Genomic DNA, 22,195 nt, shown 5'->3' with positions numbered 1-22,195 from the left:
CTTCGTGCAGGGCATCACAAAAAATCGCGAATGCACGCATCGGCTTGGGCAGCTGGTGATGGGTTACCTTATGCGGCGTGGCCGTATGGGGCAGGACAGAACTAACTTTGGGGGCGTACCAAGTGAATGGCACTGGTATTGGCGGACAACGCGGCAACGCGGTGGACGGAAACAGGAACGATGTAGGGCGCATGATGGAAGAACAGGAAGCGCTCGATCTTGCTGCGGATTGGGCTGACATCAGCCAGGGGCTGCGCAAGGATCTGGGTCACCAGTTGCACAGCCAGTGGATCAAACCGATCCAATTGGGCACCTTCTGTAAGGAAACTGGGACGTTGGATATGTTCCTTCCGACCGAGTTCTCAGCAAACTGGGTGGCTGACCGTTTTTTAGACCGCCTTTCGCTGGCCTGGAAGATCGCGCGCCCGGATGTACGCCACGTCCGTATCTCCGTGATGCCCAGCCGCCGTGCGCTGACCGGCCTGCGTCTTGGTCGCGAAGACGGTGTGCGACGTCCTGCCAACGACCGGGCGATGCTGTCACAGCCCGGCGATGCCTTGGGCATGGGCGCGGCCGAACTGGGCGGGCTGGGTGCCAACGGGCTTGGCATGGCCTCGATCGGGCTCGACCCATCGCTGACCTTTACAACATTTGTGAGCGGCGCGGCCAACGTATTGGCCGCCAATGCTGCGCAGCGCATGGCAGCTACGGAAACCCCGCAGTTCGCCCCACTTTATCTTAAAGCAGCAACGGGTCAGGGTAAGACGCACCTGCTTCATGCCATAGGCCATGCCTATCTCGCCGCCCATCCTCGGGCGCGGATCTTCTATTGCAGCGCCGAACGCTTCATGGTCGAGTTTGTTCAGGCCTTGCGCCAGAATCAGACGATCGAGTTCAAGGCGCGGCTGCGCGGTTTCGATCTGCTGCTCGTCGATGATATTCAGTTCATCATCGGCAAGGCTAGCGCTCAGGAAGAGCTGCTCTACACGATCGATGCTTTGCTGGCCGAAGGCAAGCGCCTGGTTTTTGCCGCCGACCGCGCGCCCCAGGCGCTTGACGGAGTAGAGCAGCGGCTACTTTCGCGCCTGTCGATGGGACTGGTTGCCGATATTCAGCCAGCTGACATCGAATTGCGTCGCTCGATCCTGGAACATCGCCTGCAGCGCTTCAGCCCGACCAATGTGCCGGCTGACGTGATTGAGTTTCTGGCCCGGACCATAAACCGCAACGTGCGCGAACTGGTTGGCGGCCTCAACAAGCTGATCGCCTATGCGCAGCTGACGGGCCAAGCCGTTTCGCTTCAGTTGGCCGAAGAACAGCTTACCGATATCCTTTCGGCTAACCGCCGCCGGATAACGATCGACGAAATTCAGCGTACTGTTTGTCAATTTTATCGCGTGGACCGGACTGAAATGTCGTCAAAACGCCGCGCTCGCGCTGTGGTCCGCCCGCGCCAGGTGGCAATGTACCTCGCTAAGGTGCTGACCCCGCGCAGCTATCCTGAAATTGGCCGTAAGTTCGGCGGTCGTGATCATTCCACCGTGATCCATGCAGTTCGCCTGATTGAGGATTTGCGCACGCGCGATGCCGATATGGACGGCGACGTTCGTAGCTTGTTACGCCAGCTCGAAAGCTGAAACTCCTCCGCGGCATTTCGCGTGATCGTCCACCACTCATCAACAGCATTATGGACAGGTCTGCTCACAGTCGCGATTTCTCCGTCAGGCAGGCTAGATGAAAGATTTGCCGCTCTTCCTGGCGTTCTTGGGAGCTGTATCCATCCTGACCGTGACGCCAGGGGCGGACACCGCGATGGTTTTGCGCGCCGCCACGATTGAGGGCCGGCGCGCGGCGGCCTTAACGGCGGCGGGCATCGGCGTGGGCTGTCTGGTCTGGGGCGCAGCAGTAGCTCTGGGATTGGGGGCAGTGCTTCGCGCATCGGAGCTGGCCTATACCATGGTCAAGTTAGCAGGGGCGGCCTATCTTCTTTGGCTCGGCATTGCCTTGGTGATCCGTCCGCGAAGCGGACTGGTTAGCAATTCCAGCGTCCAGCCAGTCGGCAATGGCAGCGCCTTTCACAAGGGTTTGGCGACAAATCTGCTGAACCCAAAGATCGGTGTTTTTTATGTTACCTTCCTGCCGCAGTTCGTGCCGGTTGGAATGTCTGTCGCTCTGGGCACATTCTTGCTTGCCGTGGTCCATGTGCTGCTTGGTCTAGCCTGGTTCGGCATTCTCATCGCGGCTACCGTTCCGTTGGCTCAGGTCATGCGCCGCCCGGCCGTGATACGCTGGCTGGACCGGATGACGGGTTTTGTCCTTGTCGGATTCGGACTGCGCCTGGCGTTCGCGCAGCGCTAAGCTACGATCAGGCAGTAAAGCCGCCGTCGACCACCAGTTCGCTTCCAGTAGAAAACGCTGCGCGATCCGACGCCAGATAGACGACTGCGTTGGCTACATCCTGCGCCTCGCCCAAGTGACCAAGGGGATGTAGCGCGGCTACGTTATTAAGGCTTTCGTTGTTACCTACGCCTAGGGCCCCCGCAAAATCATCAATTAAATTGCGGCCCATCGCGGTGTCTATCACTCCAGGGTGAATCGAGTTGACCCTGATACGGGATGCCGCGAGTTCTTTGGCGCAACCCTTGGTAAATAGCCGCACCGCACCTTTTGTCGAATTGTAGCAGGTCGCACCAGCCGCACCCTCGATCCCGGCGACCGAGGACATATTGACGATTGAAGTACCTCCGCGCCACAGGTGCGCGCGCTCGGCAAGCAAAGGGATAGCTGCCCGGGTACCCAGGAATACGCCCTCGACATTGACCGTGTGCAGTCGGCGCCAGTCGTCCAAGCTAGTTTCTGTAATCAGTCTAAATAACCAGAGACCTGCGTTGTTTACCAGTACGTCTAGCCCGCCGAACTCGGCGCGAATCCAGCTAATGGTTTCGTCCCAGCCGGTTTCGCTTGTCACGTCTTGGGCACGGGCAATACCGCCGATTTCGGCAGCAAGATCAAGCGGCGCCGCCAGATCTGTGACCGCGACTTTGGCTCCTGCCGCTGCCAGTGCCCGTGCGGCGGCCTCGCCTAGCCCGCGTGAGGCGCCGGTAACCAGTGCGAAGCGTCCATCCAGATCAGCCATCCACCCGGTCCTTATACCTTGTTGAGTTCCCGGCTCAAAATGTCGCGCAGGTCCTTGCGCAGGAACTTCCCGCTGGCGTTTCGCGGCAGCGGATCGGTGAAAAAGGTGACGTGGCGGGGAACCTTGTGCTTGGCAAGATGCACGCCGCAATGATCCGCCAGCATAGCTGCATCGACAGTCTGACCAGGCTTGAGCACCACGGCGGCGGCGATTTCTTCGCCCATTCGGTCGTCCGGCACCCCGAACACGCAGCATTCGGCGATCGCTGCGTGGCGATACAGGCTGGCCTCGACCTCGCTACAGCTGACGTTTTCGCCGCCCCGGATGATGATGTCCTTTTTGCGGTCGACGATATAAATGAACCCGTTCTCGTCGATCCGGGCGACGTCGCCGGTGTGGAGCCAGCCATCGGTGATCGTGGTTGCGGTGGCTTCGGGTCGATTGATGTAGCCCTTGATTACAGAAGATCCGCGAACCCATAATTCGCCTGCTTCGCCCGGCGCTACCTCGCTGCCGTCATCGTCGACGAGGCGGGTTTCAAAATTGGGCAGCGCTGGTCCGGCACTGTCTGGCCGGTCGACGAAGAAATCGCCGCCGTTTGAGGTGATAACCCCACAAGTTTCGGTCATGCCATAGCCGGTAGTCGGCCGCGCGCCAGGCACTTTGCGGTCAATCTCCAGCACTTGGTCGGGCGGCACCTGGGCACCGCCGCCGGACAAAGCGAGCAGGCTGGATGTATCGTGTTTTGCGAAATCGGGGTGGCTGATCACTTCACGCGCCATTATCGGCACGCCGCTCATTGTGGTGACCTTTTCGCGTTCGATAAGGCGCAAAGCTTCACCCGCGTCCCAGCGAAACATCAACACCATTGTGCCGCCTAGTGCTGTCACCGGATAGGCGCCGCAATTGTTGGCGGTAACGTGAAACAGCGGCGTCGTGATCAGAGTGACCGGCAACGGCGGATCGGCAGGGATCGGGTCACCGGTGGCGTGCTGCATGGCCGTCGCAGTCGAAAGCCCGGCATACAGCAGGTTCATGAGGTTTGCCACGCAGCCGCGATGGGTCAACTGCGCACCCTTGGGAAAGCCAGTTGTGCCGCTGGTGTAGAAAATGCAGACATCCGAATCGGGATCGACCGTCACTGCAGGCATAGAGCCGGACTGGGCCAGTACCTCGCTCCAATCGGTTACGCCTTCTGCGTGGCCGGTCACCCTGACGCCAACCAGCGGCAAAGCTGCGGCAATATCGCCGCTTTCGCGAATACGAGTCAGGCGTTCCTGATCGCAGAACAGCACCTTGGGATCAGCATCCTTCAGCGCATAATCAATTTCTTCGCTTGTCCACCATGCGTTCATCCCCACAGCCGCTACGCCTATGCAGGCGCAGGCCCAGTAAATTATCATCCATTCGGGATAGTTACGCATGGCAATAGCGACGCGGTCGTCTGCACGGACGCCTTGGTTCCACAGCCAAGCAGCCACGGCCGCGACCTGCTTATGCGCCTCGGCATAGCTTAACCGCTCGTCCTGATACACCAAATAGGTCCGGTCAGCGAAGACGGCCGAGGCCAGCCACAGTTCGCGCACCGAAGACGGGGCATTCTTGTAGCCTAGGATTTGATTGCCCAGGATATCCTCTTTGACAATTTCGAACTGGCCGCCCGGTCCGGTCAGTTCCGCGCGCGCTTGACGCAGCTCGGCATAGTGCATCGCTCATCCCGTCTTATTCTTTGTGACAGGCATGCCGCAGACGAGCCAATGGGGCAAGCAGCGATAGTCTCGCCTCACGCGGCGATTATGCGTAAGGCGGCTCGTATGACGCTTCCGCCGGACCGCCTTGACCGCTTTGCACGCCACATAGTGCTGCCCGAAGTTGGCGGGGCGGGACAGATTGCCTTAGCCAAGTCGGCGGTCGCGCTGGTCGGATGCGGCGGAATTGGGTCACCCGCGCTGCAATATCTTGCCGCAGCAGGTGTGGGTACATTGCTGCTGATCGACGATGACCATGTCGAGACCAGCAATCTGCAACGCCAGACGGTATTCACCCCCGCCGATGTCGGCAAGCCGAAGGCTGAGCTTGCCGCGCAGTGGGTCCGGCGATTTGATCAGAGACTTGATGTCCGCGCGCATAGCGGGCGGATAAATGGCAACAACGCTGGGCGGATACTTGAGGGTGTGAACCTGGTCCTTGATGGATGTGATAATTTCGCGACGCGTCTGGCGGTGTCGGATGCTTGCGTTACGCTTCGCATTCCGCTGACAAGTGCGGCAATCGGGCGCTTCCAGGGGCAGGTCGCGAACTTTGCCGGTCACTTGCCGGGTGAAAGCTGCTATCGCTGCTTTGTTGGCGACGCCTTTGATGTGGACGATTGCGATACCTGCGCTGCCGACGGTGTGCTGGGGGCCATGACTGGAATGATAGGTGCCTTTGCAGCGATGCAGGCTATCCGCGTACTGCTACAAGGAAACGCATCGCTAGGCGATCCGCAATGGGGCAAGCTGCACGTGATCGAAGGGCTCGCGCCGGCCATGCGCACGATGCGGATCACCAAAGATCCTTCGTGCAGAGGCTGTTCACCCGCCGCCTAATATCTCCGCTACCCAGGCTGGGACCAGATCGCCCGCTTTGCCCAGGCGCGTTTCATGGAACATGGCTGAACCTTGGCTAGGTTCGAGATTTAGTTCGAGCGTTTGCGCACCCAGATCACGGGCGTTACGGACGAATCCGGCAGCAGGATAAACCGCGCCAGACGTGCCGATGCTGACAAACAGATCGGCATCGAGCAGGGCAGCATGGATCCGGTCCATTTCGTAGGGCATCTCGCCGAACCAGACCACATCGGGCCGCAGTGACCGCGACTGACACACGGGGCAGGGGGGCCGTCCGAACAGAGCTTCACGCCAAGCGCTGCGTGACCTGCAGGCGGTGCACCATGCTTTAAGATGCTCGCCGTGCATGTGCAGGACGCGGCGTGCGCCGGCGCGCTCGTGCAGGTCATCGACGTTCTGCGTGACAATCAGCAGATTGTCCGTCCAGACAGCGTCCAGCCGGGCAAGTGCCATATGCGCAGCGTTGGGCTGCTTCTGCTGAATGGCGGCACGGCGCATGTCGTAGAACCGGTGGACCAGATCGGGATCACGGACAAAGCCTTCAGGCGTTGCAACGTCTTCAATGCGGTGCTGCTCCCATAGGCTGGGACCGCCATCGGTACCGGCACGAAAGGTGTCGATGCCACTTTCAGCAGACACGCCCGCTCCAGTCAGGATCACGATATTGCGGATTCGGTTCATGTCGCCCATGAAGCACGGCTTGAAGGGGACATTCAATGGCACGGATCGGCATCATTGGCAGCGCCGGGCGCATGGGGCAGGCACTCGCCGAGGCGATTGCTGCTGGAGGCGATGTGTTCGCCGGCGGGGCCGACATGGGTGACGATGTCGGCGCGCTTGCTGCTGCCAGTGATGTGCTGGTCGATTTTTCGAGCCCCCACGCGCTGGAAGCAAACCTTGATGCGTCGGTTGCGGCGCGGGTTCCGATCTTGATCGGCACAACGGGACTGGAAGAACGCCACCATTTCCTGTGCGACAACGCGGCTGAGCAGGTGGCCGTGCTGCAAACTGGCAATACTTCGCTGGGGGTGACCCTGTTGGCGCATTTGGTGCGCGAGGCGGCAAGCCGATTGGGCGAGGGTTGGGATATCGAGATCTCCGAAACCCACCACCGCATGAAAGTAGACGCACCGTCAGGAACGGCGCTGCTGCTGGGCCAAGCCGCAGCGCAGGGACGCGGAATCGATTTGGCATCGGCCAGCGAGCGAGGGCGCGACGGCATGACCGGTCCGCGTACTGCGGGCGCAATCGGCTTTGCAAGTCTGCGCGGGGGGTCCGTGGCAGGCGATCACACGGTCAACTTTCTGGGTGACGATGAGCGGATTGCCGTGTCGCACCTGGCCGAAAATCGCCGTATCTTTGCCAAAGGGGCCGTTCGTGCGGCGCAGTGGCTGATCGGCCGGGACGCCGGACGCTATACCATGGCACAGGTGCTGGGGCTTTGACCAAGGCCGACACGTTCGAGTTTTTTCGCCGCCTTGCCGAGGATAACCCGTCCCCCCAAACCGAGCTGGCATTCAGCAACACCTTTCAGCTGCTGGTCGCCGTAGTGCTGTCAGCGCAATCCACCGATGTGGGCGTCAACAAGGCGACCCGGGCGCTGTTCCGGGATGTGACCACCCCTGCGCAGATGGCGGCGCTGGGGGTCGATGGACTGAAAGAGCACATCAAGACCATCGGTCTGTTCAACGGCAAGGCCAAGAATGTCATCGCCCTCTCTGAGATACTGGTGCGCGATTACGCGGGCGCGGTTCCCGCGGACCGCGATGCCCTGACCGCCTTGCCGGGAGTTGGCCGCAAGACCGCCAACGTGGTGATGAATTGCGCCTTCGGGGCCGAGACGTTTGCTGTCGATACCCACATTTTCCGCGTTGGCAACCGGACGGGTTTGGCCAGGGGCAAGACCCCGCTGGCAGTGGAGAAACAACTTGAAAAGAAAGTGCCCGCCCCGTTCCGCATTGGCGCGCACCACTGGCTGATCCTGCACGGCCGCTACATCTGCAAAGCGCGGCGGCCCGAATGCTGGCGCTGCCCGGTGGCCGACCTTTGCGTATTCAAGGCCAAAAGCAGCGAGCCCGTGCGCCCTGGCTGACAGTTACTGCCGCGGATCAAGATGCAGTCCGCGCTTGCCATGCTCGGGCGTCTGGCTGGGCGCGTCGGGCTCGTCCATGTCGGGATCGAACGGGGGCTGGAGCATGCCTTCCCACTTGGTGATCACGGCCGTTGCTACCGAATTGCCCAGCACGTTGGTAGCGGTGCGGCCCATATCCAGGAACTGGTCGATGGCCAGTACCAGCGCGATTCCTTCGACTGGCAAGTCAAACATGGCAAGCGTGGCCGCGATCACCACCAGGCTGGCGCGGGGAACTGCGGCAATGCCTTTCGAACTGATCATCAGGGTCAGCAGGATCAGGATCTGGGTGCCTATATCAGGTACAACGTTATAGGCCTGGGCGATGAAGATTGTTGCGAAGCTGGCGTACATCATCGACCCGTCAAGGTTGAAGCTGTAGCCCAGCGGCACCATCAGGCCCGAAATTCGCCTTGGCACGCCGAACCGGTCAAGCTGTTCGAACAACTTGGGCATGGCCGCTTCGCTGCTGGCGGTGGAAAAGGCAATCAGCACGGGTTCGCGGACATAGCGCACCAGCATCAGCACGCGCGTGCCCAGGAAGACGAAGCCGATGCCCAGCAAGAACGCCCACAGCAAGCCGAGCGAAAAGTAGAACTCACCCAGCAGCTTGGCATAGGTGACGAGGATGCCCAGGCCGTTTTCCGCCACCACCTTGGCCAGTGCGCCAAACACCGCGAACGGGGCAAACCGCATGACATAGCCGGTCACTTGCAGCATCAGTTCGGCCAGGGCTTCGGCGGCACGGACCAGCGGCTTGCCCTTTTCGCCGATGGCGGTAAGGCCGATCCCGGCAAACAGCGCGAAAACAAGCACTTGCAGAACGTTGTTTTCGCCCATGGCGGTGATGATATTCTTTGGAAATACGTGTTCGATAAACTCGAACATATCGAGCTTCTTCACCTCGCCCACGGCTTGGGTCGGGGCGGTCAGATCAACCCCGACACCAGGCTGAAACAGGTTGACCATCAGCAGGCCCAGGCTGATCGAAATGAAGCTGGCGATGATGAACCACACAATCGCACGGAATCCGATCCGGCCAACAGCGGCGCTATCGCCCATATGGGCCAGCCCGGAAATGATCGTGGCCAGCACCAGCGGTGCGACCAGCATCTTGATCAGGTTGAGGAAGATGGTCGAAAGTACCTGAAAACTGCGTGCCCAGGTTTCATTGGTGGCGATACTGGCAAGCAGGCCCTGGTTGACCATCCAGCCGACCACGATTCCCAGCGCCAGCCCGATCATGATGCAGCGGGTCAGGTGGACGCTCAACACGTGGAGCAGCCAGCCTATTGCCGATCGCCGTTCTGCCATGATGCTTGCTCCCCGTCTTGTAACAATCTTGCCGGCGATGGTAACGCGTGATCCGGCGAATGCAATCAGCCCGCCAACGCAGCCCTGGCTATCCGGGCATAGATCCGCGCCAGAGTATCCAGATCATCAACTGCCACCGCTTCGTCGCGTTTATGCATGGTCGCGTTGCACAGCCCGAACTCGATAACCGGGCACAGGTTCTTGAGGAAGCGCGCGTCGCTGGTCCCGCCGGTCGTGCTGGCTTCGGGGCGCGAACCTGTTTCGGCTTCGACCGCATCGGCAATCATCGCGCTGAACACACCAGGCGGGGTGATGAACGCTTCGCCCGAGATAACCGGGCGTGCGGTGCCGCCGTGCTTTGCCGCAATGGCAATGACGCGGTCGGCCAGTTCCTGCCCGGTATGTTCATCATTGAAACGGATCGACAGGCGCGCGGCGGCCCGGCTGGGGATGACGTTGGTTGCAGGATTGCCCACGGTCACATCGGTAATTTCAAGATTTGAAGGCTGAAACCAGGTGTTGCCATCGTCCAGCGGCATGGCCTTGAGTTCAGCAAGCATGTTGATCAGCCGGGTAATCGGGTTGTCTGCCAGATGCGGATAGGCGACATGGCCTTCCTTGCCCTCAACCTCCAGCCAGATGTTGACCGAGCCGCGCCGCCCGATCTTCATCATGTCACCCAGCCGGTTGACGCTGGTCGGCTCCCCCACCAGGCACAGGTCAGGGATGAACGCCAGTCCGCGCATGTGTTCGATCAGCGCGACCGTGCCGAACCGCGCCGGGCCCTCCTCATCCCCGGTGATGATGAAACTGATCGTGCCGGCTTCAGCGGGTATCGCGGCAGCCGCAGCAACCATTGCCGCAATCGAACCCTTCATGTCGACCGCGCCGCGGCCATAGAGCAGATCGCCGCGCACTTCGGGAGCAAAGGGCGCGCTGGCCCAACCTTCGCCGGGCGGCACAACATCGACATGGCCGGCAAAGGCGAAGTGCCGGGTACCTTCAGGCCCCGTGCGGATTGCGAACAGGTTTTCTACCGGACCATCGGGCGCCTCACCCGCATGAAAGCGGTGCACTGCAAAACCCAGCGGAGCCAATTGGCCTTCCAGGCAATCGAACACCAGCCCAGCTGCCGGGGTTACGCTGGGGCAGGCAATCAGGGCTTCGGCCAGGGGAAGGACGGGGGGCGGCGCGGTAGTCACGATTAACGGCGCGCCGGCTCGGTCTCAAACTGTTCGATGGTCCAGTCCTCGGCTTCAGCGGCGGAGACCCAGGCCTGCATCCACTCGTGCTCCCACACTGCTTCCATATAGGCGAGGGCAAAGCCGGGCACCCCGATGCCATAGCTGATAAATCGGCTCACTACCGGGGCATAGATGATGTCTGCGGCGCAAAAGGTGCCGAACAGGAATGGTCCGCCTTGGCCGAAGCGGGCGCGGGCTTCGGCCCACAGGGTCAGGATGCGCACCACATCGGCCTTGGCCGCTTCGCTGATTTGCGCGCCTTCAACCCGGCGCCGCACGTTGAGCGGGCATTCGCGCCGCAGCGCGAGGTAGGAGCTGTGCATTTCAGCGACCATCGACCGGGCCATGGCCCGGGCAGCATCGCCCTTGGGCCAGAACCGGTCACGCCCGACCTTGTCGGCAAGGTACTCGATGATCGCCAGGCTGTCCCATACCACCGCGTCGCCGTCCCACAGCACCGGGACCTTACCCGATGACGGCGCGATCGCATCATTGTCGCGTTTGCGCTCGTCCCAATCATCGCCGTAAAGCGGTACCATGATTTCTTCAAAGGGAAGACCCGATTGCTTGGCCGCCAGCCAGCCGCGCAGCGACCAGCTTGAATAGTTCTTGTTGCCCAGGATCAGCTTCATGCCACGGACCCGTAACCGTTCAGGTTTATCCTGTCGAGGCTGAACATGATCACAGAAATCACAGTGTCCATGCGGAAGAAACGGGACCCCGCCGCGTGCCGGGCAAAGCGGCTGGGGCAAGGTGCAGCGCCCGTTTTGCATATGGGCGTTCGGGATACGGGTGCGGACAGGTTTGGGGCGGCGCAGGAGCATCGCGATGCCATGCGGGAATGACGCTTGTGTAGGAAAGACGAATCGGTCCAAGTAAGCGCATGAGCCTGCGTCCTTTCCACCTTGCCTTTCCCGTCCGCGATCTGGCTGAGGCACGTGCCTTCTGGGGCGGGGTCATGGGCTGTCCCGAAGGGCGCAGCAGCGACCAGTGGATCGACTTTGATTTTTATGGCCATCAAATAGTGGCGCACTGCACCGGTGAGGCCGCCGCAGACGCCGGTACCAACCCGGTTGACGGGCACGGCGTGCCGGTGCCGCATTTCGGTATCGTTCTGGCGCTGAAGGACTGGGAAGATCTGGCCGCGCGGCTCAAAGCAGCTGGCACCCGGTTCGACATCGAACCCTACGTCCGTTTTCGCGGCGAACCGGGCGAACAGGCCACGATGTTCTTTCGCGATCCATCGGGCAACGCGATCGAGATGAAAGCCTTTGCCGATCTGGGCCAGCTGTTTGCCCGATAGCGATCTGACGCGTCTCAAATCCTGAAAAAGATGAAGTTGCGCTGGAATGAGGCGACCGCGCCCCCCGGCAAATGCAAAGGGCGGGCTGCCGATCAGGCGGTCTTTTTCCCATTTGCGAAAGGTAGCCGACATGTTCCGATCCGTTATCAGCGGCATTGCCACCTTGGTCGTGCTGGCCCAGCCTGTATCGGGCCAGGCCCCGCTTTCTCCTGATGAGTTATTGGCGGGCACAGCCGGCAAATGGCGCGGCGAACTGCAATACCGCGATTACCAGAGCAACGCGTGGCAAGGACTACCCGTTCGCGTTTCTGTGGTCGCTCAGCGCGACGGCGTGACCACCGTCCGCACTGCCGAGTTCGATGACGGTCCGCAGACAGGTCTGGTCTGGATTACGACGGTAAGGCAGGTCGATCTGGCCAGCGCGGCTATCGCTTATGCCATCGCGCGAAAAGGCCGGCCCCTGGACAGCGGCACTGCCCGGCTTATCCAGCCGCAGCCTGCAACGGACCTGCGGCACTGGATCCTGGTGGAAACCGAGCTGCGACGCGACGGCGATGGCATGGCCCAGGTACGCGAAACAACCACTCGTTCCGGCAATTCGATGATCACAGTGAAAGAGGTCAACCCGGTGGATGATGGCAAGGACGAATGGCTGCCCCGCAATCGCACCGTGCTCAAGCGTTCCGGGTCATAGCGCCGCGTCTTCAAGGATCGCCGCGCGCAACTGCGCAATGCCCATGCCCTTTTCGCTGGACGTCACATGGACCACCGGAAAGGCTGCGGAATGCTTGCGCGCTTCGGCCTGGGTTGCGATCAGGACCGTTTCCAGTTCGCTTGCCTTGATCTTGTCCGCCTTGGTCAGGACCAGGCGATAGCCCACGGCGGCCTCATCCAGCATCTTCATCATGTCGCGGTCGACGTCCTTCACCCCGTGGCGGCTGTCGATCAGCACCAGAGTGCGTTTGAGCACTGCGCGGCCGCGCAGGAAATCGCGGACCAGCCGCTTCCAGGCATCGACCACCTTGATCGGTGCCTTGGCAAAACCGTAACCGGGCATGTCGACCAGCCGCAGCTTGGTCGGTTCTCCGACGTCGAAAAAGTTCAGCTCTTGTGTCCGGCCCGGCGTGACCGAGGCGCGGGCGATCGCCTTGCGCCCGGTCACGGCGTTGATCAGGCTGGACTTGCCGACGTTGGAGCGGCCCGCAAAGGCCAGTTCCGGAAAATCAGGATCGGGCAGAAACTGCAGCCCGGGCGCACTTTTGAGGAACTCGACACGCCCTGCAAACAGGCGGCGCGCCTGTTCGGCGAGGACTTCGGCTTCGTCCACCGGATCAGGCCTTGGCCTTGGCGCGTTTGGCGTCGGCCGCGTCCTTATCGGTCTGCGCCTTCATTTGCGGGTGCTTGGAATAGAGATACGTCTGCTGCGCAATGGTCAGCACGTTATTGGTGATCCAGTAAAGCAGCAGGCCAGCCGCAAACGGCGCCATGATGAACATCATCACCCACGGCATGATCGCGAACATCTGTTGCTGGACGGGATCCATCTGCGCCGGGTTCAGCTTGAATTGGTAGTACATCGTCACGCCCAGCAGCAGGGCCAGTACCCCGATGCCAAGGAATGCCGGCGGGGTGAAGTTGAGCAGGCCGAACAGGTTGAGCACATGCGCCGGATCGGGCGCAGACAGGTCCTTGATCCACAGCACGAACGGCTGATGGCGCATTTCGACCGACAGGATCAGGGTTTTGTACAAGGCAAAGAATACCGGGATCTGCAGGAAGATCGGCAAGCATCCGGCGAGCGGATTGACGCCCTCCTGCTTGTAGAGCTTCATGATCTCTTCCTGGGCCTTCGGCTTGTCGTCCTTGTAGCGGTCCTGAAGCGCCTTCATCTTGGGCTGGATCGCCTTCATCGCCGCCATCGAGGCGAACTGGCGCTGTGATACCGGGAACATGATGCCTTTGACGATCACCGTCAGCAGCATGATCGCCACGCCGAAATTGCCGACCGCGCCGAACAGGGCCTTAAGCAGCCAGAAGATCGGACGGGCAAACCAGCTGAACCAGCCCCAGTCGATCGCCAGGCCGAAGTTGGTGACGCCCGCATCTTCATAGCGGTCGAGCACAGTGGATTCCTTGGCCCCGGCATAAAGCCGCGTGGTGCGGGTGATCTGCCGGCCAGGCGCCACGGCGATATCGCCATAGACCAGATCGGCGCGAAACTGGCCCGCGCCCAGGCTGCGGAAATCACTGATCGCCCCGGCAGCGTCAGGGATCAGCACCGACATCCAGTAGATGTCAGTGAAACCGACCCAGTTGGTCTTGCCGGGATTGGCCTGTTGCTGTGCCTCGGAAACATCCTTGTAATTCGGACCAAAACTGACCTTGCCGTCAAAGGCGCCGAACGGGCCGGAATGCACGTTGAAGCTGTCGATGCTGGCGGTCTTGTTGGTCCGGCTGAGCAGTGCATAGGGCTTTACCACCACTGGCGCGGTGCCGGTATTGGCAGCGGTCTGGGTAACCGTAATCATGTAATCGGCGTCGATCGCGTAGGTCAGTGTAAAGGTCTGGCCAGTGCCGTTGCTGGCGGTCAGGGTGACCGGGGTCTGCGGGGTCAGCTTTGCATCTTGGGGCGCAGTCCACACCGTGCCGGCATTGGGTGCGCCGATGCCCTGGCCCAGGAAGCCAAACTGCGCATATTCCTGCGCAGGCGTCCCGGCGGGCGAATAGATCCGCTGTGGTCCGCTGTTCTTGTCGATCGCGGCGGTATGGCGGTTGAGCGTCAGGTCATCGACCACGCCGCCGGTAAGGTTGATGGATCCCGAAAGTCCCGGTGCCGCAATCGGCACGCGGCCGGCAGGGTTGAGCGCAGCCTTGAGATCACGCGCTTCAAGCGCCTGATCGGCCGCGCTGGTCAGCCCGCCTTCGCGCGTCGGCTTGGCCGGAGCGGCGGCTGACGGCGCCGATGCGGCGGCAACGGGCGCGGGCTTGGGCTTGTTCGCCTGCGGGTAGAAATAGCGCACCCCGGCATCCCAGCCGAACAGCAGCAGCGCGGTCAGCACTACGGCCAGGATGATGTTACGCGAATTGGTCTTGTCCACGAAGGCGTCCTGTATTGTCGGTCGTTGCAGGTCAGATTGGGGGAAAGCGCATTACGATCAAGCGGGCCGCGCGGGTTACGGCACCGGATCGTGGCCGTGCCCACCCCACGGATGGCAGCGCAGTATACGCTTCGCCGCCAGCCAGCTACCCTTAATCGCCCCGTGCTTTTTCCAGGCCTCGATCGCATATTGCGAGCAGGACGGGGCGAAACGGCAGCTTGATGGCAAGATCCGTGATGGGCCAAGTTGCCAGCCCCGGGCGATCAGGATCAGCAGCTGTTTCATCGCGGGCCGGTTCTGGGGCGGCGGGGCGGATCGCCCTTGCCCTGCGCCGCGCGCAAAAGCGCCATGGCCAGTTCCTCGCGCAGTTTGGCAAACTCTCGTTCGACCCCGCCGTCGCGGCCGATCAGGATATGATCATGGGCGGGAAGCCCGGCGCTTGGCAACAGTTCGCGCAGCAGTGCGCGAAAGCGGCGCTTCATCCGGTTGCGCACAACGGCATTACCGATCTTCTTGGTCACGGTGATGCCATAGCGGATCGCATCGCAATCGTTGCGGTTTACCAACAACACAAAACCGGGGCGTGCTACCCGCAAGCCCCGGTTTGCAGCAAGAAAATCGGCCCGTTTGGTCAGGACCGACATCTTTGGCTTTTCGCTCAGGCGGACAGCTTCTTGCGTCCGCGGGCGCGGCGAGCGCGCAGAATGTTGCGGCCGCCAACCGTAGCCGTCCGGGCGCGAAAGCCATGACGGCGGGCGCGAACGAGGTTGCTGGGCTGGAAAGTGCGCTTCATGACAAAACCTTCGAATCTCTATGGCAAGTAGACCGTCCATCTGGACGACCGAATAACAGAGGCGCGCCGTTACGTGACGGACGTGCCGGAGTCAAGCTGTGCCTGGCTCTAGTTCAGGCTGACCCAGCCGCGCATGTCGGCGGCGGTCAGCCACCTGGCATTGGCGAAAGGCACTGAATTGGTCATCGCATAAAACGATGCGGCCTGCTGCGCGGTCATGCCCATTTCGCGGTAATAATCGAGGTAGGCACGGTTTTCAGGAGCATCGGCGGGATAGTCGGTCGCCTCGCGGCCGTCTTCGTCTTCCCAGGCGTGGACGGCAAATTCAGATCCTTCATCGGCCACGCGCCGGGCACCTGCCAGAAACAGTTCGACCCCGCCCGAGCGCACAGATCCGCCTGCCGGGACGTGCGTGGCTATCCCGCGGGCATGAATCATGCGGCCCAGCAGCAGGTTGGCGCGGTCATCTTCGGTGCCAGGGCATTCGATCATTTCGATCACGGCGATGCCGGGATGGGCCTTGAGCATCGCGCCGAATTGCGCCGGACTGCGCGCGTCGGTCACGTCGACCAGCGCGGCATGCCCAGCGTCCAGCACCCGGAACGGACCGTAGGTGGCAATGCCGCGCGGCAGTGCCGGCGGTGCCACGCCCACGATCCGTTCCGAGCCCCCCTGGCTTTCGAATACCACCTCTTCCACCGTTACAACCACAGACCCAGCGTCCGCTGCCCGCGCGGCGGCGGGCGAAACGGTCAGGGCCAGAAGCGGCAACAGAAGGGCGGCAAGCGTGCGCATCAGTGCATAATCGGCCCGCGCGTGTTGCTGCTTTGCCAAGCAGGCCGGTTAAAATCGAGTTACTGCCACTTTTACCGCTGCGCCCCTCGACAGCGCGGGATCGCTCCTGCATCACGCTGTAATTATACGTTAGTTCGGGGGTTTACGCGTGGTCGCGCTGGTTTCTACGGTTGCCTATCTCGGGCTAGAGGCGCGAAGTGTTGAGGTGCAGTGCCAGATTGCGCCGGGCATGCCGCGGTTCAATCTGGTTGGCTTGCCCGACAAGGCAGTGAATGAAAGCCGCGAACGGGTCCATGCCGCGCTGGCTTCAATGGGCCTGTCGCTGCCGCCCAAGCGGATCACTATCAATCTTTCCCCTGCCGATCTGCCCAAGGAAGGATCGCACTATGACCTGCCGATAGCGCTGGCGCTGCTGGCGGCGATGGGTGTCACCGATGCGGAGCAGCTGGCCGATTTCGTCGCGGTTGGCGAACTGGCGCTTGACGGGCGGATCGTTGCGACGCCCGGGGTGCTGCTGGCAGCGATCCATGCCGGCAGCGCAGGCAAGGGGCTGGTCTGTCCCGCGGCCCAGGGGGCAGAGGCAAGCTGGGCGGGCGGCGTTTCCGTTGTTGCCGCGCCCGATCTGGTCAGCCTGCTTAATCATCTGAAGGGGACCCAGCAGCTCAGCCCGCCGCAGCCCGGTCAGGCCGATCCCCCAGGCTTCGGGCCGGACCTTAAACAGGTCAAGGGCCAGGAAGTGGCCAAGCGTGCGCTCGAAATTGCCGCAGCGGGCGGGCACAACCTGCTGCTGATCGGGCCGCCGGGCGCGGGAAAGTCGCTTCTTGCCTCGTGCCTGCCGGGAATATTGCCCGAACTGTCTCCGGCAGAGGCGCTGGAAGTGTCGATGGTCGCATCGGTCGCCGGCACGCTGGAAGAAGGTCGGATCAGCCGTGCCCGGCCGTTCCGATCGCCGCACCATTCGGCTTCGATGGCGGCGCTGACCGGCGGCGGGCTGCGGGTCAAACCGGGGGAGGTCAGCCTGGCGCACCTGGGGGTGCTGTTTCTGGATGAACTGCCCGAGTTTCAGCGCGCCGTGCTCGATTCCCTGCGTCAGCCGCTCGAAACCGGGGTGGTCGATGTCGCCCGCGCCAATGCCCATGTGACGTTTCCGGCGCGGGTGCAGCTGGTTGCTGCGATGAATCCGTGCCGCTGTGGGCATCTGGGCGATCCGGCCTTGGGTTGCAGCCGCGCGCCGCGCTGCGCCGCCGATTATCAAGGAAAGGTATCGGGACCGCTGCTCGACCGGATCGACCTGCATGTCGAGGTGGATCCAGTCAGTGCCGCCGACCTTGCCCTTCCGCCGCCTGCCGAAGGCAGCGCCGAAGTGGCCGCACGGGTGGCTGCCGCTCGCCAAGTGCAGATGGCGCGGCTTAGCGGTACGGCCAAACGCAGCAATGCCGAACTGGATGGTGATTTGCTGGAAGCGCACGCGACGCCGGACGAGCCGGGCCGCAAACTGCTGCTGCAGGCGGCAGAAGCGATGCGCCTGTCAGCGCGCGGCTATACGCGAATGCTGCGGGTTTCGCGCACCATCGCCGATTTATCGGGCAGCGAAGGCATCGGGCGCATCCACGTGGCCGAAGCGCTCAGTTATCGCCGCACCGCGCCGCGCGCATAACCGCGCTTAAACCGCGAACAGCAGGCGGTCTTCGGGGCGGGGAAGAGCTGCCGCTTCAAGGTCGAGCGGCTCAAAGCCATCTTCGGTCAGGCTGACGTTGCCAAGGCCCTTAAGCTTGAAGAAGCCAAGCCGGCGCTCGTCGTCGCTGCGCCAGGCCTTGCCCATGTTGAGCGCGCCCACATAGAGTTCATCGTGCCGTTCGAACAGTTGGTGAGGGGCCAGCAGCATTTGCGCGCCATTATAGTCGGCGCGGATCAGGACACGCCGGGCAATGGCTTCGAGGAACTTGCGCTCGTCGGTATCGGGTAGCTTCTGAACTTGCTGCATTGCAGCATAGTGATTGAAGATGGACTGAAACGCAAACCGGAATACGTAAGCGTTGGTCTGGCTGCTTGCTAACCCAATGCGTTCAGCGCCGGACGGACCGGTGCATCGTCGTCGTTATGAATGGCTGCGCCCACATCAGCGCGGTCACGCCATTCCAGATCCTTGGGCCCCAGGACCCGGCTGTCATGGGCGCGAATGTTGATAGCGCCGATCGGCAGCCCGTCTCGGACATCGCACAGCACAGGATTGCTTGGCACACCTTCGCCGTACTTTTCTCCCCACTGGCGCAGCGCCAGCATGGCAGGAAGTAGATCAAGCCCTTTTTCTGTCAGGCGATATTCGATCTTGCGGCGATCGTCGGGAAGCGCCTCACGCTTCATGATGCCGTGTTCGACCAGACGGGCCAGACGATTCGACAGGATGTTGCGGGCAATGCCCAGCGCGCCAAGAAACTCTTCGAAATGATGCAGGCCGTTAAATGCGGCGCGCAGAATCATGAACGACCAACGTTCGCCCATCACTTCAAGAGCAGCAGGCAGGCCGCAGTTCTGGCAATCCAGCGGTTCGTGAAGCTTTCCCATTGGCGATCCTCTTCTATGGGCCGACCCTAAACCAATCTGGCTTAAGGTTGCACAAAAAAATCTTTGCCCCGCTGAACAGTTTCAGGTTGCAACTAAAAACTTATCTTGATAGGTAGTGATTCGCAACGCAAATCGACACAGCCTCCCTCCCAGGAAATGCCGGTCCCTGCGTTCCAGACATACAAGGGGAATAACCATGATTATCCAGACCCAGAATCCGCTGCCGCGCATGCTGTTCGCCGCCGGCCTTGCCATGGCGGGCACGATCGCCAGCTTCGGCGCGACTGTTTCGCCGGCCAAGGCGGGGACCAATGCCTATTCCGCCACTCTGGTCAGCGGGCTTGAAGCCCCGGCCAAGAAGGTCGTCAACGGCGTTCTGTGGAAGTGCGCTGGCGATGCCTGCGTCGGCCCGGTCGACGGATCGCGCGCGGTCAACACATGCAGACAGGTCGTCAAGACTTTTGGCGCCGTCACCAAATTCGCCACCCCCAAGGGCGAACTCAGCGCTGAAGACCTTCAGCACTGCAACGCTGCCGCCTGAAGCGTAAACCAGGCATCCTGACAGCCCACCCTCAAACGGCCCTCGTTCCTTTGAACGGGGGCCCTTTTTTGTGTGGGATCAGGCCAGCAAGCGCCGGTTGCGCAGATCTTCCTCCAGCCCGTCCGCATCGACAAAGTGATGGGCATGCCAGCCGCAATCGCGGGCGGCCTCCACATTGGGCAGACTATCGTCGACAAACAGCATCGTCCCTGGCGCATGGCCAAACCGCCCCGCTGCCAGTGCAAAGATCGCCGGGTCAGGCTTGGACAGCTTCTCCACCCCAGACACCACGATGTCGCGAAAGCGCTGTGCCAAGTTGAAAGTCGGGGAAAATCCGGCCCAGGTATCCGCGCCAAAATTGGTAATCGCGTAAAGCGGAACGCCGCGGGCATGCAGGGCTTCCACCAGTTCGGGACTACCGGGCACCGGCCCGGGCACTGATTCGTGAAAATGGGTGAACCACCGGGCGATCAGTGCGGCATGGTCCGGGAACAGCGCGCTGCGTTCAGCCACCATTTCAGCGGCGGGCCGGCCAGCGTCGTGCTCGGCGTGCCATGACAGGGGGATAACCTCCTCAAGGAAACGATCAAGGTCTTCGGGATCAGTAAAATGGCCGACAAAAGGCAGCCGCCGATCCCAGCGCACCAGCACATTGCCGACATCGAACACGACCGCTTCGATCTGTGTCATGGCGCCATACCTCCCGGTCATAAACGGCAGCGGCCCGCTCCCCTGTGCGGAGGCGGGCCGTTGGCAACCGGCGGGTCCGGCCCGCCAGCCAGAGCAGTTTAGCCCTGGCGCGCCTTGAAGCGGCGGTTGGTCTTGTTGATCACATAGGTCCGGCCACGGCGGCGAATCACGCGGTTGTCCCGGTGGCGGTCCTTGAGCGACTTGAGGCTGTTGCGAATCTTCATGGTTTCTCTCGTGCGGGCAAATCCCGCTGAAATTGGAAGTGGGGCCGTTATGGGTGCCAGGCCGCGAAGTCAAGAGATTCGCGCCCCGGCACCTTCTTATTCATCCGGATCGGCCACCTTAAACGGATCGGTCGGCACGGGCTTGGCCGGCAGCGGCTGGCGCGGCAGGTCCTTGTCGCTGTTCGCAGCCTGCAGCAGCATCGCGGCCATGATCGTGGCCGCCTGGCGCAGATCGTCGCCGCGCAAATGGTCGACCGTATCCAGGTTGGAATGGTGGACCCGGCTGTCATAGTCGAGCGGGTCCTGGATGAACTGGTATCCGGGCAGCCCGATCGCCTGCATGAAGACGTGGTCAGTCCCGCCGGTCTTGCTGGTCACGACCCGGCTTGCACCCAGACCATCAAACGGGCTGAGCCACTTTTTGAGCATCGGTTCGGCGGCAATGTTGTTTTCCGCATAGACTCCGCGGATCTTGCCGCCGCCGTTGTCCAGATTGAAATAGGCCTTGAGATCGCCGTAGCCCGCCTTGGGAGTGATCGGCCAGGCGTTGGCCCAGGCCGAATAGGCGGCGATGCCGGTTAGCTTGCTATCGACAGGGCGGGTAGCCAGATGCTGTTCGATATATGCGCGGCTGCCGAGCAGACCCTGTTCCTCGCCGGTCCACAGGGCAAATCGGATCGTGCGGCGCGGCTTGACGCCCAGACGTTTGAGGATGCGCGCAGCTTCGATTACCACCACGCTGCCCGCGCCATTGTCCGCCGCGCCGTCGCCGGCGATCCACGAATCGAAATGTGCGCCGGCCATTACGTATCCGGCCTTGGGATCGCTGCCGGCGATATCGCCGAACAGGTTTTCTGCGCGGGTGACCTTGTCGTCATAGCGGGCGGCAAGGTTCAATTCGATCTGCGGCGCGGTGCCCGTTTTGGCCAGGCGGACCAGGCGGCGGTAATCCTCTGCCGCCAGTTCAAAGGCAGGCAAGGCCAGAGTTTCGCCAGCGCGGTAATTGTAGCCCTCACCGTGGACCAGCATACCGTCGCGGTAGCTGATCTTGACCATCGCCAGTGCGCCTTCGTCTTTCAGAAAGCGGCTGATATCCAGCGGTACGTTGACCCGGCGCAGTCGGCGGTCGGTGGCATCGGGATCAAAGCTGGGCAGGCTGTATTTGTCATAGCCGCCAAGGTCCTTGTCATCCAGGCGGCGGAACACCGGCTTGTCCGATTCGGTCGTGCTGCCGGGCATCGATGTCATCACGATCTTGCCCGCCAGCTTGCCCTTCCATTCCTGCTTCCAAAGTTCGAACCGGGCAGGATTGCCAACCGGGGCGACGATGACCGGCGCGCGCAGCGTACCATTGGTCGGCGGAGACCAGGCCACGGGTATGGCGGTCATGCTGACCATGCGCGGCTCGACCATGCGGGCGCTGTAGCTGTCGATGTTCCAGCCCAGGCCGAAATCGAACGCTTCGCGATGGACGTTCTGCAAGCCAAGCGAATCAAACCGCGCGATCGCCCAGTCGGCGGCGCGGCGATAGCCTTCAGAATTGGTCAGGCGCGGGCCGATTCCGTCCATCAGGGCCGAGGCAGTGGTCATCGCTTCGCTGCGGTTCAGGCCTTCATCGATCACCGCATCGATCTGGGCATCGCTGGCATCGGCATGGGCAGCGGTGGAGATGGCGGTCAGCGCCAGCGCGGCTGCGCCGGCAAAAAAGGCATGCTTGATCATCGATGGAGCCCCTTGTCTGGTATGGATGCG

The 22,195-nt window shown here is 61.8% G+C and carries 26 protein-coding genes; 9 read left to right on the top strand and 17 right to left on the bottom strand.

All coding sequences use genetic code 11. The annotated features are described in order from the left end of the window. Positions 1 to 191 precede the first annotated feature (191 nt). Positions 192 to 1,637 (top strand): chromosomal replication initiator protein DnaA, encoded by a 1,446-nt coding sequence (dnaA, locus tag Q0L62_RS04750; protein ID WP_296677257.1) that lies wholly within the window; start codon positions 192 to 194, stop codon positions 1,635 to 1,637. Between the two features lie 97 nt (positions 1,638 to 1,734). Continuing rightward, a complete protein-coding gene (locus Q0L62_RS04745) occupies positions 1,735 to 2,358 on the top strand; it encodes a LysE family translocator (RefSeq protein WP_296677147.1) in 624 nt (207 codons plus the stop codon). Positions 2,359 to 2,365: 7 nt separating this feature from the next. Here the strand turns inward: Q0L62_RS04745 and Q0L62_RS04740 are convergent, their stop codons facing one another. Both Q0L62_RS04740 and Q0L62_RS04735 read right to left on the bottom strand, forming a co-directional pair. Beyond that, on the bottom strand, positions 2,366 to 3,136 hold the full coding sequence (locus Q0L62_RS04740; protein ID WP_296677145.1) for a glucose 1-dehydrogenase: 771 nt from the start codon (positions 3,134 to 3,136) through the stop codon (positions 2,366 to 2,368). Positions 3,137 to 3,147: 11 nt separating this feature from the next. Next, entirely contained in the window at positions 3,148 to 4,845 is a 1,698-nt protein-coding gene (locus Q0L62_RS04735; RefSeq protein ID WP_296677142.1) for a class I adenylate-forming enzyme family protein, read from the bottom strand. Between the two features lie 105 nt (positions 4,846 to 4,950). Between Q0L62_RS04735 and Q0L62_RS04730 the strand changes: the two genes are divergently transcribed. After that, on the top strand, positions 4,951 to 5,724 hold the full coding sequence (locus tag Q0L62_RS04730) for a HesA/MoeB/ThiF family protein (protein WP_296677141.1): 774 nt from the start codon (positions 4,951 to 4,953) through the stop codon (positions 5,722 to 5,724). Here Q0L62_RS04730 and Q0L62_RS04725 read toward each other — a convergent pair. Next, on the bottom strand, positions 5,710 to 6,426 hold the full coding sequence (locus Q0L62_RS04725; protein WP_296677138.1) for an NAD-dependent deacylase: 717 nt from the start codon (positions 6,424 to 6,426) through the stop codon (positions 5,710 to 5,712). The two genes, Q0L62_RS04730 and Q0L62_RS04725, sit on opposite strands and share 15 nt — an antisense overlap. A gap of 35 nt (positions 6,427 to 6,461) precedes the next feature. Between Q0L62_RS04725 and dapB the strand changes: the two genes are divergently transcribed. Both dapB and nth read left to right on the top strand, forming a co-directional pair. Continuing rightward, positions 6,462 to 7,190 (top strand): 4-hydroxy-tetrahydrodipicolinate reductase, encoded by a 729-nt coding sequence (gene dapB / locus Q0L62_RS04720; RefSeq protein ID WP_296677136.1) that lies wholly within the window; start codon positions 6,462 to 6,464, stop codon positions 7,188 to 7,190. Then, a complete protein-coding gene (nth, locus tag Q0L62_RS04715) occupies positions 7,187 to 7,837 on the top strand; it encodes an endonuclease III (RefSeq protein WP_296677133.1) in 651 nt (216 codons plus the stop codon). The genes dapB and nth overlap by 4 nt, the downstream gene beginning before the upstream one ends. A 3-nt stretch (positions 7,838 to 7,840) precedes the next feature. Here nth and Q0L62_RS04710 read toward each other — a convergent pair whose 3' ends face one another. The 3 genes from Q0L62_RS04710 to Q0L62_RS04700 form a co-directional block, all read right to left on the bottom strand. Further along, a complete protein-coding gene (locus tag Q0L62_RS04710; RefSeq protein ID WP_296677256.1) occupies positions 7,841 to 9,148 on the bottom strand; it encodes a dicarboxylate/amino acid:cation symporter in 1,308 nt (435 codons plus the stop codon). 107 nt (positions 9,149 to 9,255) lie between these two features. Then, on the bottom strand, positions 9,256 to 10,392 hold the full coding sequence (gene dapE, locus Q0L62_RS04705) for a succinyl-diaminopimelate desuccinylase (RefSeq protein WP_296677130.1): 1,137 nt from the start codon (positions 10,390 to 10,392) through the stop codon (positions 9,256 to 9,258). A 2-nt stretch (positions 10,393 to 10,394) separates the two neighbouring features. Beyond that, positions 10,395 to 11,066, bottom strand: coding sequence for a glutathione S-transferase family protein (locus tag Q0L62_RS04700; protein WP_296677128.1), 672 nt, complete (start codon positions 11,064 to 11,066; stop codon positions 10,395 to 10,397). A 251-nt stretch (positions 11,067 to 11,317) separates the two neighbouring features. On the opposite strand from Q0L62_RS04700, the gene Q0L62_RS04695 reads away from it, so the two are divergent. After that, entirely contained in the window at positions 11,318 to 11,737 is a 420-nt protein-coding gene (locus Q0L62_RS04695; RefSeq protein WP_296677125.1) for a VOC family protein, read from the top strand. A 130-nt stretch (positions 11,738 to 11,867) separates the two neighbouring features. Then, a complete protein-coding gene (locus Q0L62_RS04690; RefSeq protein WP_296677122.1) occupies positions 11,868 to 12,431 on the top strand; it encodes a hypothetical protein in 564 nt (187 codons plus the stop codon). Here Q0L62_RS04690 and yihA read toward each other — a convergent pair. From yihA to Q0L62_RS04660, 6 genes are all read right to left on the bottom strand, one after another. Continuing rightward, positions 12,426 to 13,064: a ribosome biogenesis GTP-binding protein YihA/YsxC gene (yihA, locus tag Q0L62_RS04685; protein ID WP_296677120.1), complete on the bottom strand. Its 639-nt coding sequence runs from the start codon at positions 13,062 to 13,064 to the stop codon at positions 12,426 to 12,428. The genes Q0L62_RS04690 and yihA overlap by 6 nt on opposite strands. Positions 13,065 to 13,068: 4 nt before the next feature. Continuing rightward, the gene (gene yidC, locus Q0L62_RS04680) at positions 13,069 to 14,835 is read right to left on the bottom strand and encodes a membrane protein insertase YidC (RefSeq protein ID WP_296677118.1); all 1,767 of its coding nucleotides are present in this window, start codon (positions 14,833 to 14,835) and stop codon (positions 13,069 to 13,071) included. Positions 14,836 to 14,910: 75 nt separating this feature from the next. Next, positions 14,911 to 15,120 (bottom strand): membrane protein insertion efficiency factor YidD, encoded by a 210-nt coding sequence (yidD, locus tag Q0L62_RS04675; protein WP_296677115.1) that lies wholly within the window; start codon positions 15,118 to 15,120, stop codon positions 14,911 to 14,913. Beyond that, a complete protein-coding gene (rnpA, locus tag Q0L62_RS04670) occupies positions 15,117 to 15,479 on the bottom strand; it encodes a ribonuclease P protein component (RefSeq protein ID WP_296677111.1) in 363 nt (120 codons plus the stop codon). The genes yidD and rnpA overlap by 4 nt, the downstream gene beginning before the upstream one ends. Before the next feature lie 14 nt (positions 15,480 to 15,493). Further along, the gene (gene rpmH, locus Q0L62_RS04665; RefSeq protein ID WP_295530826.1) at positions 15,494 to 15,628 is read right to left on the bottom strand and encodes a 50S ribosomal protein L34; all 135 of its coding nucleotides are present in this window, start codon (positions 15,626 to 15,628) and stop codon (positions 15,494 to 15,496) included. 108 nt (positions 15,629 to 15,736) lie between these two features. After that, a complete protein-coding gene (locus Q0L62_RS04660; protein ID WP_296677108.1) occupies positions 15,737 to 16,423 on the bottom strand; it encodes an alpha/beta hydrolase in 687 nt (228 codons plus the stop codon). A gap of 148 nt (positions 16,424 to 16,571) precedes the next feature. Between Q0L62_RS04660 and Q0L62_RS04655 the strand changes: the two genes are divergently transcribed. Continuing rightward, positions 16,572 to 18,080 (top strand): YifB family Mg chelatase-like AAA ATPase, encoded by a 1,509-nt coding sequence (locus tag Q0L62_RS04655; protein WP_296677105.1) that lies wholly within the window; start codon positions 16,572 to 16,574, stop codon positions 18,078 to 18,080. Between the two features lie 6 nt (positions 18,081 to 18,086). On the opposite strand, the gene Q0L62_RS04650 is transcribed toward Q0L62_RS04655, so the two are convergent. Together Q0L62_RS04650 and Q0L62_RS04645 are read right to left on the bottom strand one after the other, a co-directional pair. Continuing rightward, the gene (locus Q0L62_RS04650) at positions 18,087 to 18,407 is read right to left on the bottom strand and encodes a hypothetical protein (protein WP_296677103.1); all 321 of its coding nucleotides are present in this window, start codon (positions 18,405 to 18,407) and stop codon (positions 18,087 to 18,089) included. 68 nt (positions 18,408 to 18,475) lie between these two features. Next, the gene (locus Q0L62_RS04645; RefSeq protein WP_296677101.1) at positions 18,476 to 18,988 is read right to left on the bottom strand and encodes a helix-turn-helix domain-containing protein; all 513 of its coding nucleotides are present in this window, start codon (positions 18,986 to 18,988) and stop codon (positions 18,476 to 18,478) included. A gap of 196 nt (positions 18,989 to 19,184) precedes the next feature. On the opposite strand from Q0L62_RS04645, the gene Q0L62_RS04640 reads away from it, so the two are divergent. Beyond that, entirely contained in the window at positions 19,185 to 19,529 is a 345-nt protein-coding gene (locus Q0L62_RS04640; protein WP_296677098.1) for a hypothetical protein, read from the top strand. Positions 19,530 to 19,607: 78 nt separating this feature from the next. Here Q0L62_RS04640 and Q0L62_RS04635 read toward each other — a convergent pair whose 3' ends face one another. The 3 genes from Q0L62_RS04635 to Q0L62_RS04625 form a co-directional block, all read right to left on the bottom strand. Beyond that, complete coding sequence (locus Q0L62_RS04635) at positions 19,608 to 20,219, bottom strand: HAD family hydrolase (RefSeq protein WP_296677095.1); 612 nt, start codon at positions 20,217 to 20,219, stop codon at positions 19,608 to 19,610. Between the two features lie 98 nt (positions 20,220 to 20,317). Then, positions 20,318 to 20,443: a type B 50S ribosomal protein L36 gene (gene ykgO / locus Q0L62_RS04630; protein WP_003046794.1), complete on the bottom strand. Its 126-nt coding sequence runs from the start codon at positions 20,441 to 20,443 to the stop codon at positions 20,318 to 20,320. Positions 20,444 to 20,539: 96 nt separating this feature from the next. After that, positions 20,540 to 22,165, bottom strand: coding sequence for a M20/M25/M40 family metallo-hydrolase (locus Q0L62_RS04625; protein ID WP_296677094.1), 1,626 nt, complete (start codon positions 22,163 to 22,165; stop codon positions 20,540 to 20,542). Between the last annotated feature and the right edge of the window lie 30 nt (positions 22,166 to 22,195).

This window comes from Novosphingobium sp. (assembly GCF_024642085.1).
GTDB lineage: Bacteria > Pseudomonadota > Alphaproteobacteria > Sphingomonadales > Sphingomonadaceae > Novosphingobium.
The sequence above is the reverse complement of the archived record's forward strand: the minus strand, read 5'-3'. Positions and strand labels throughout refer to the sequence as shown.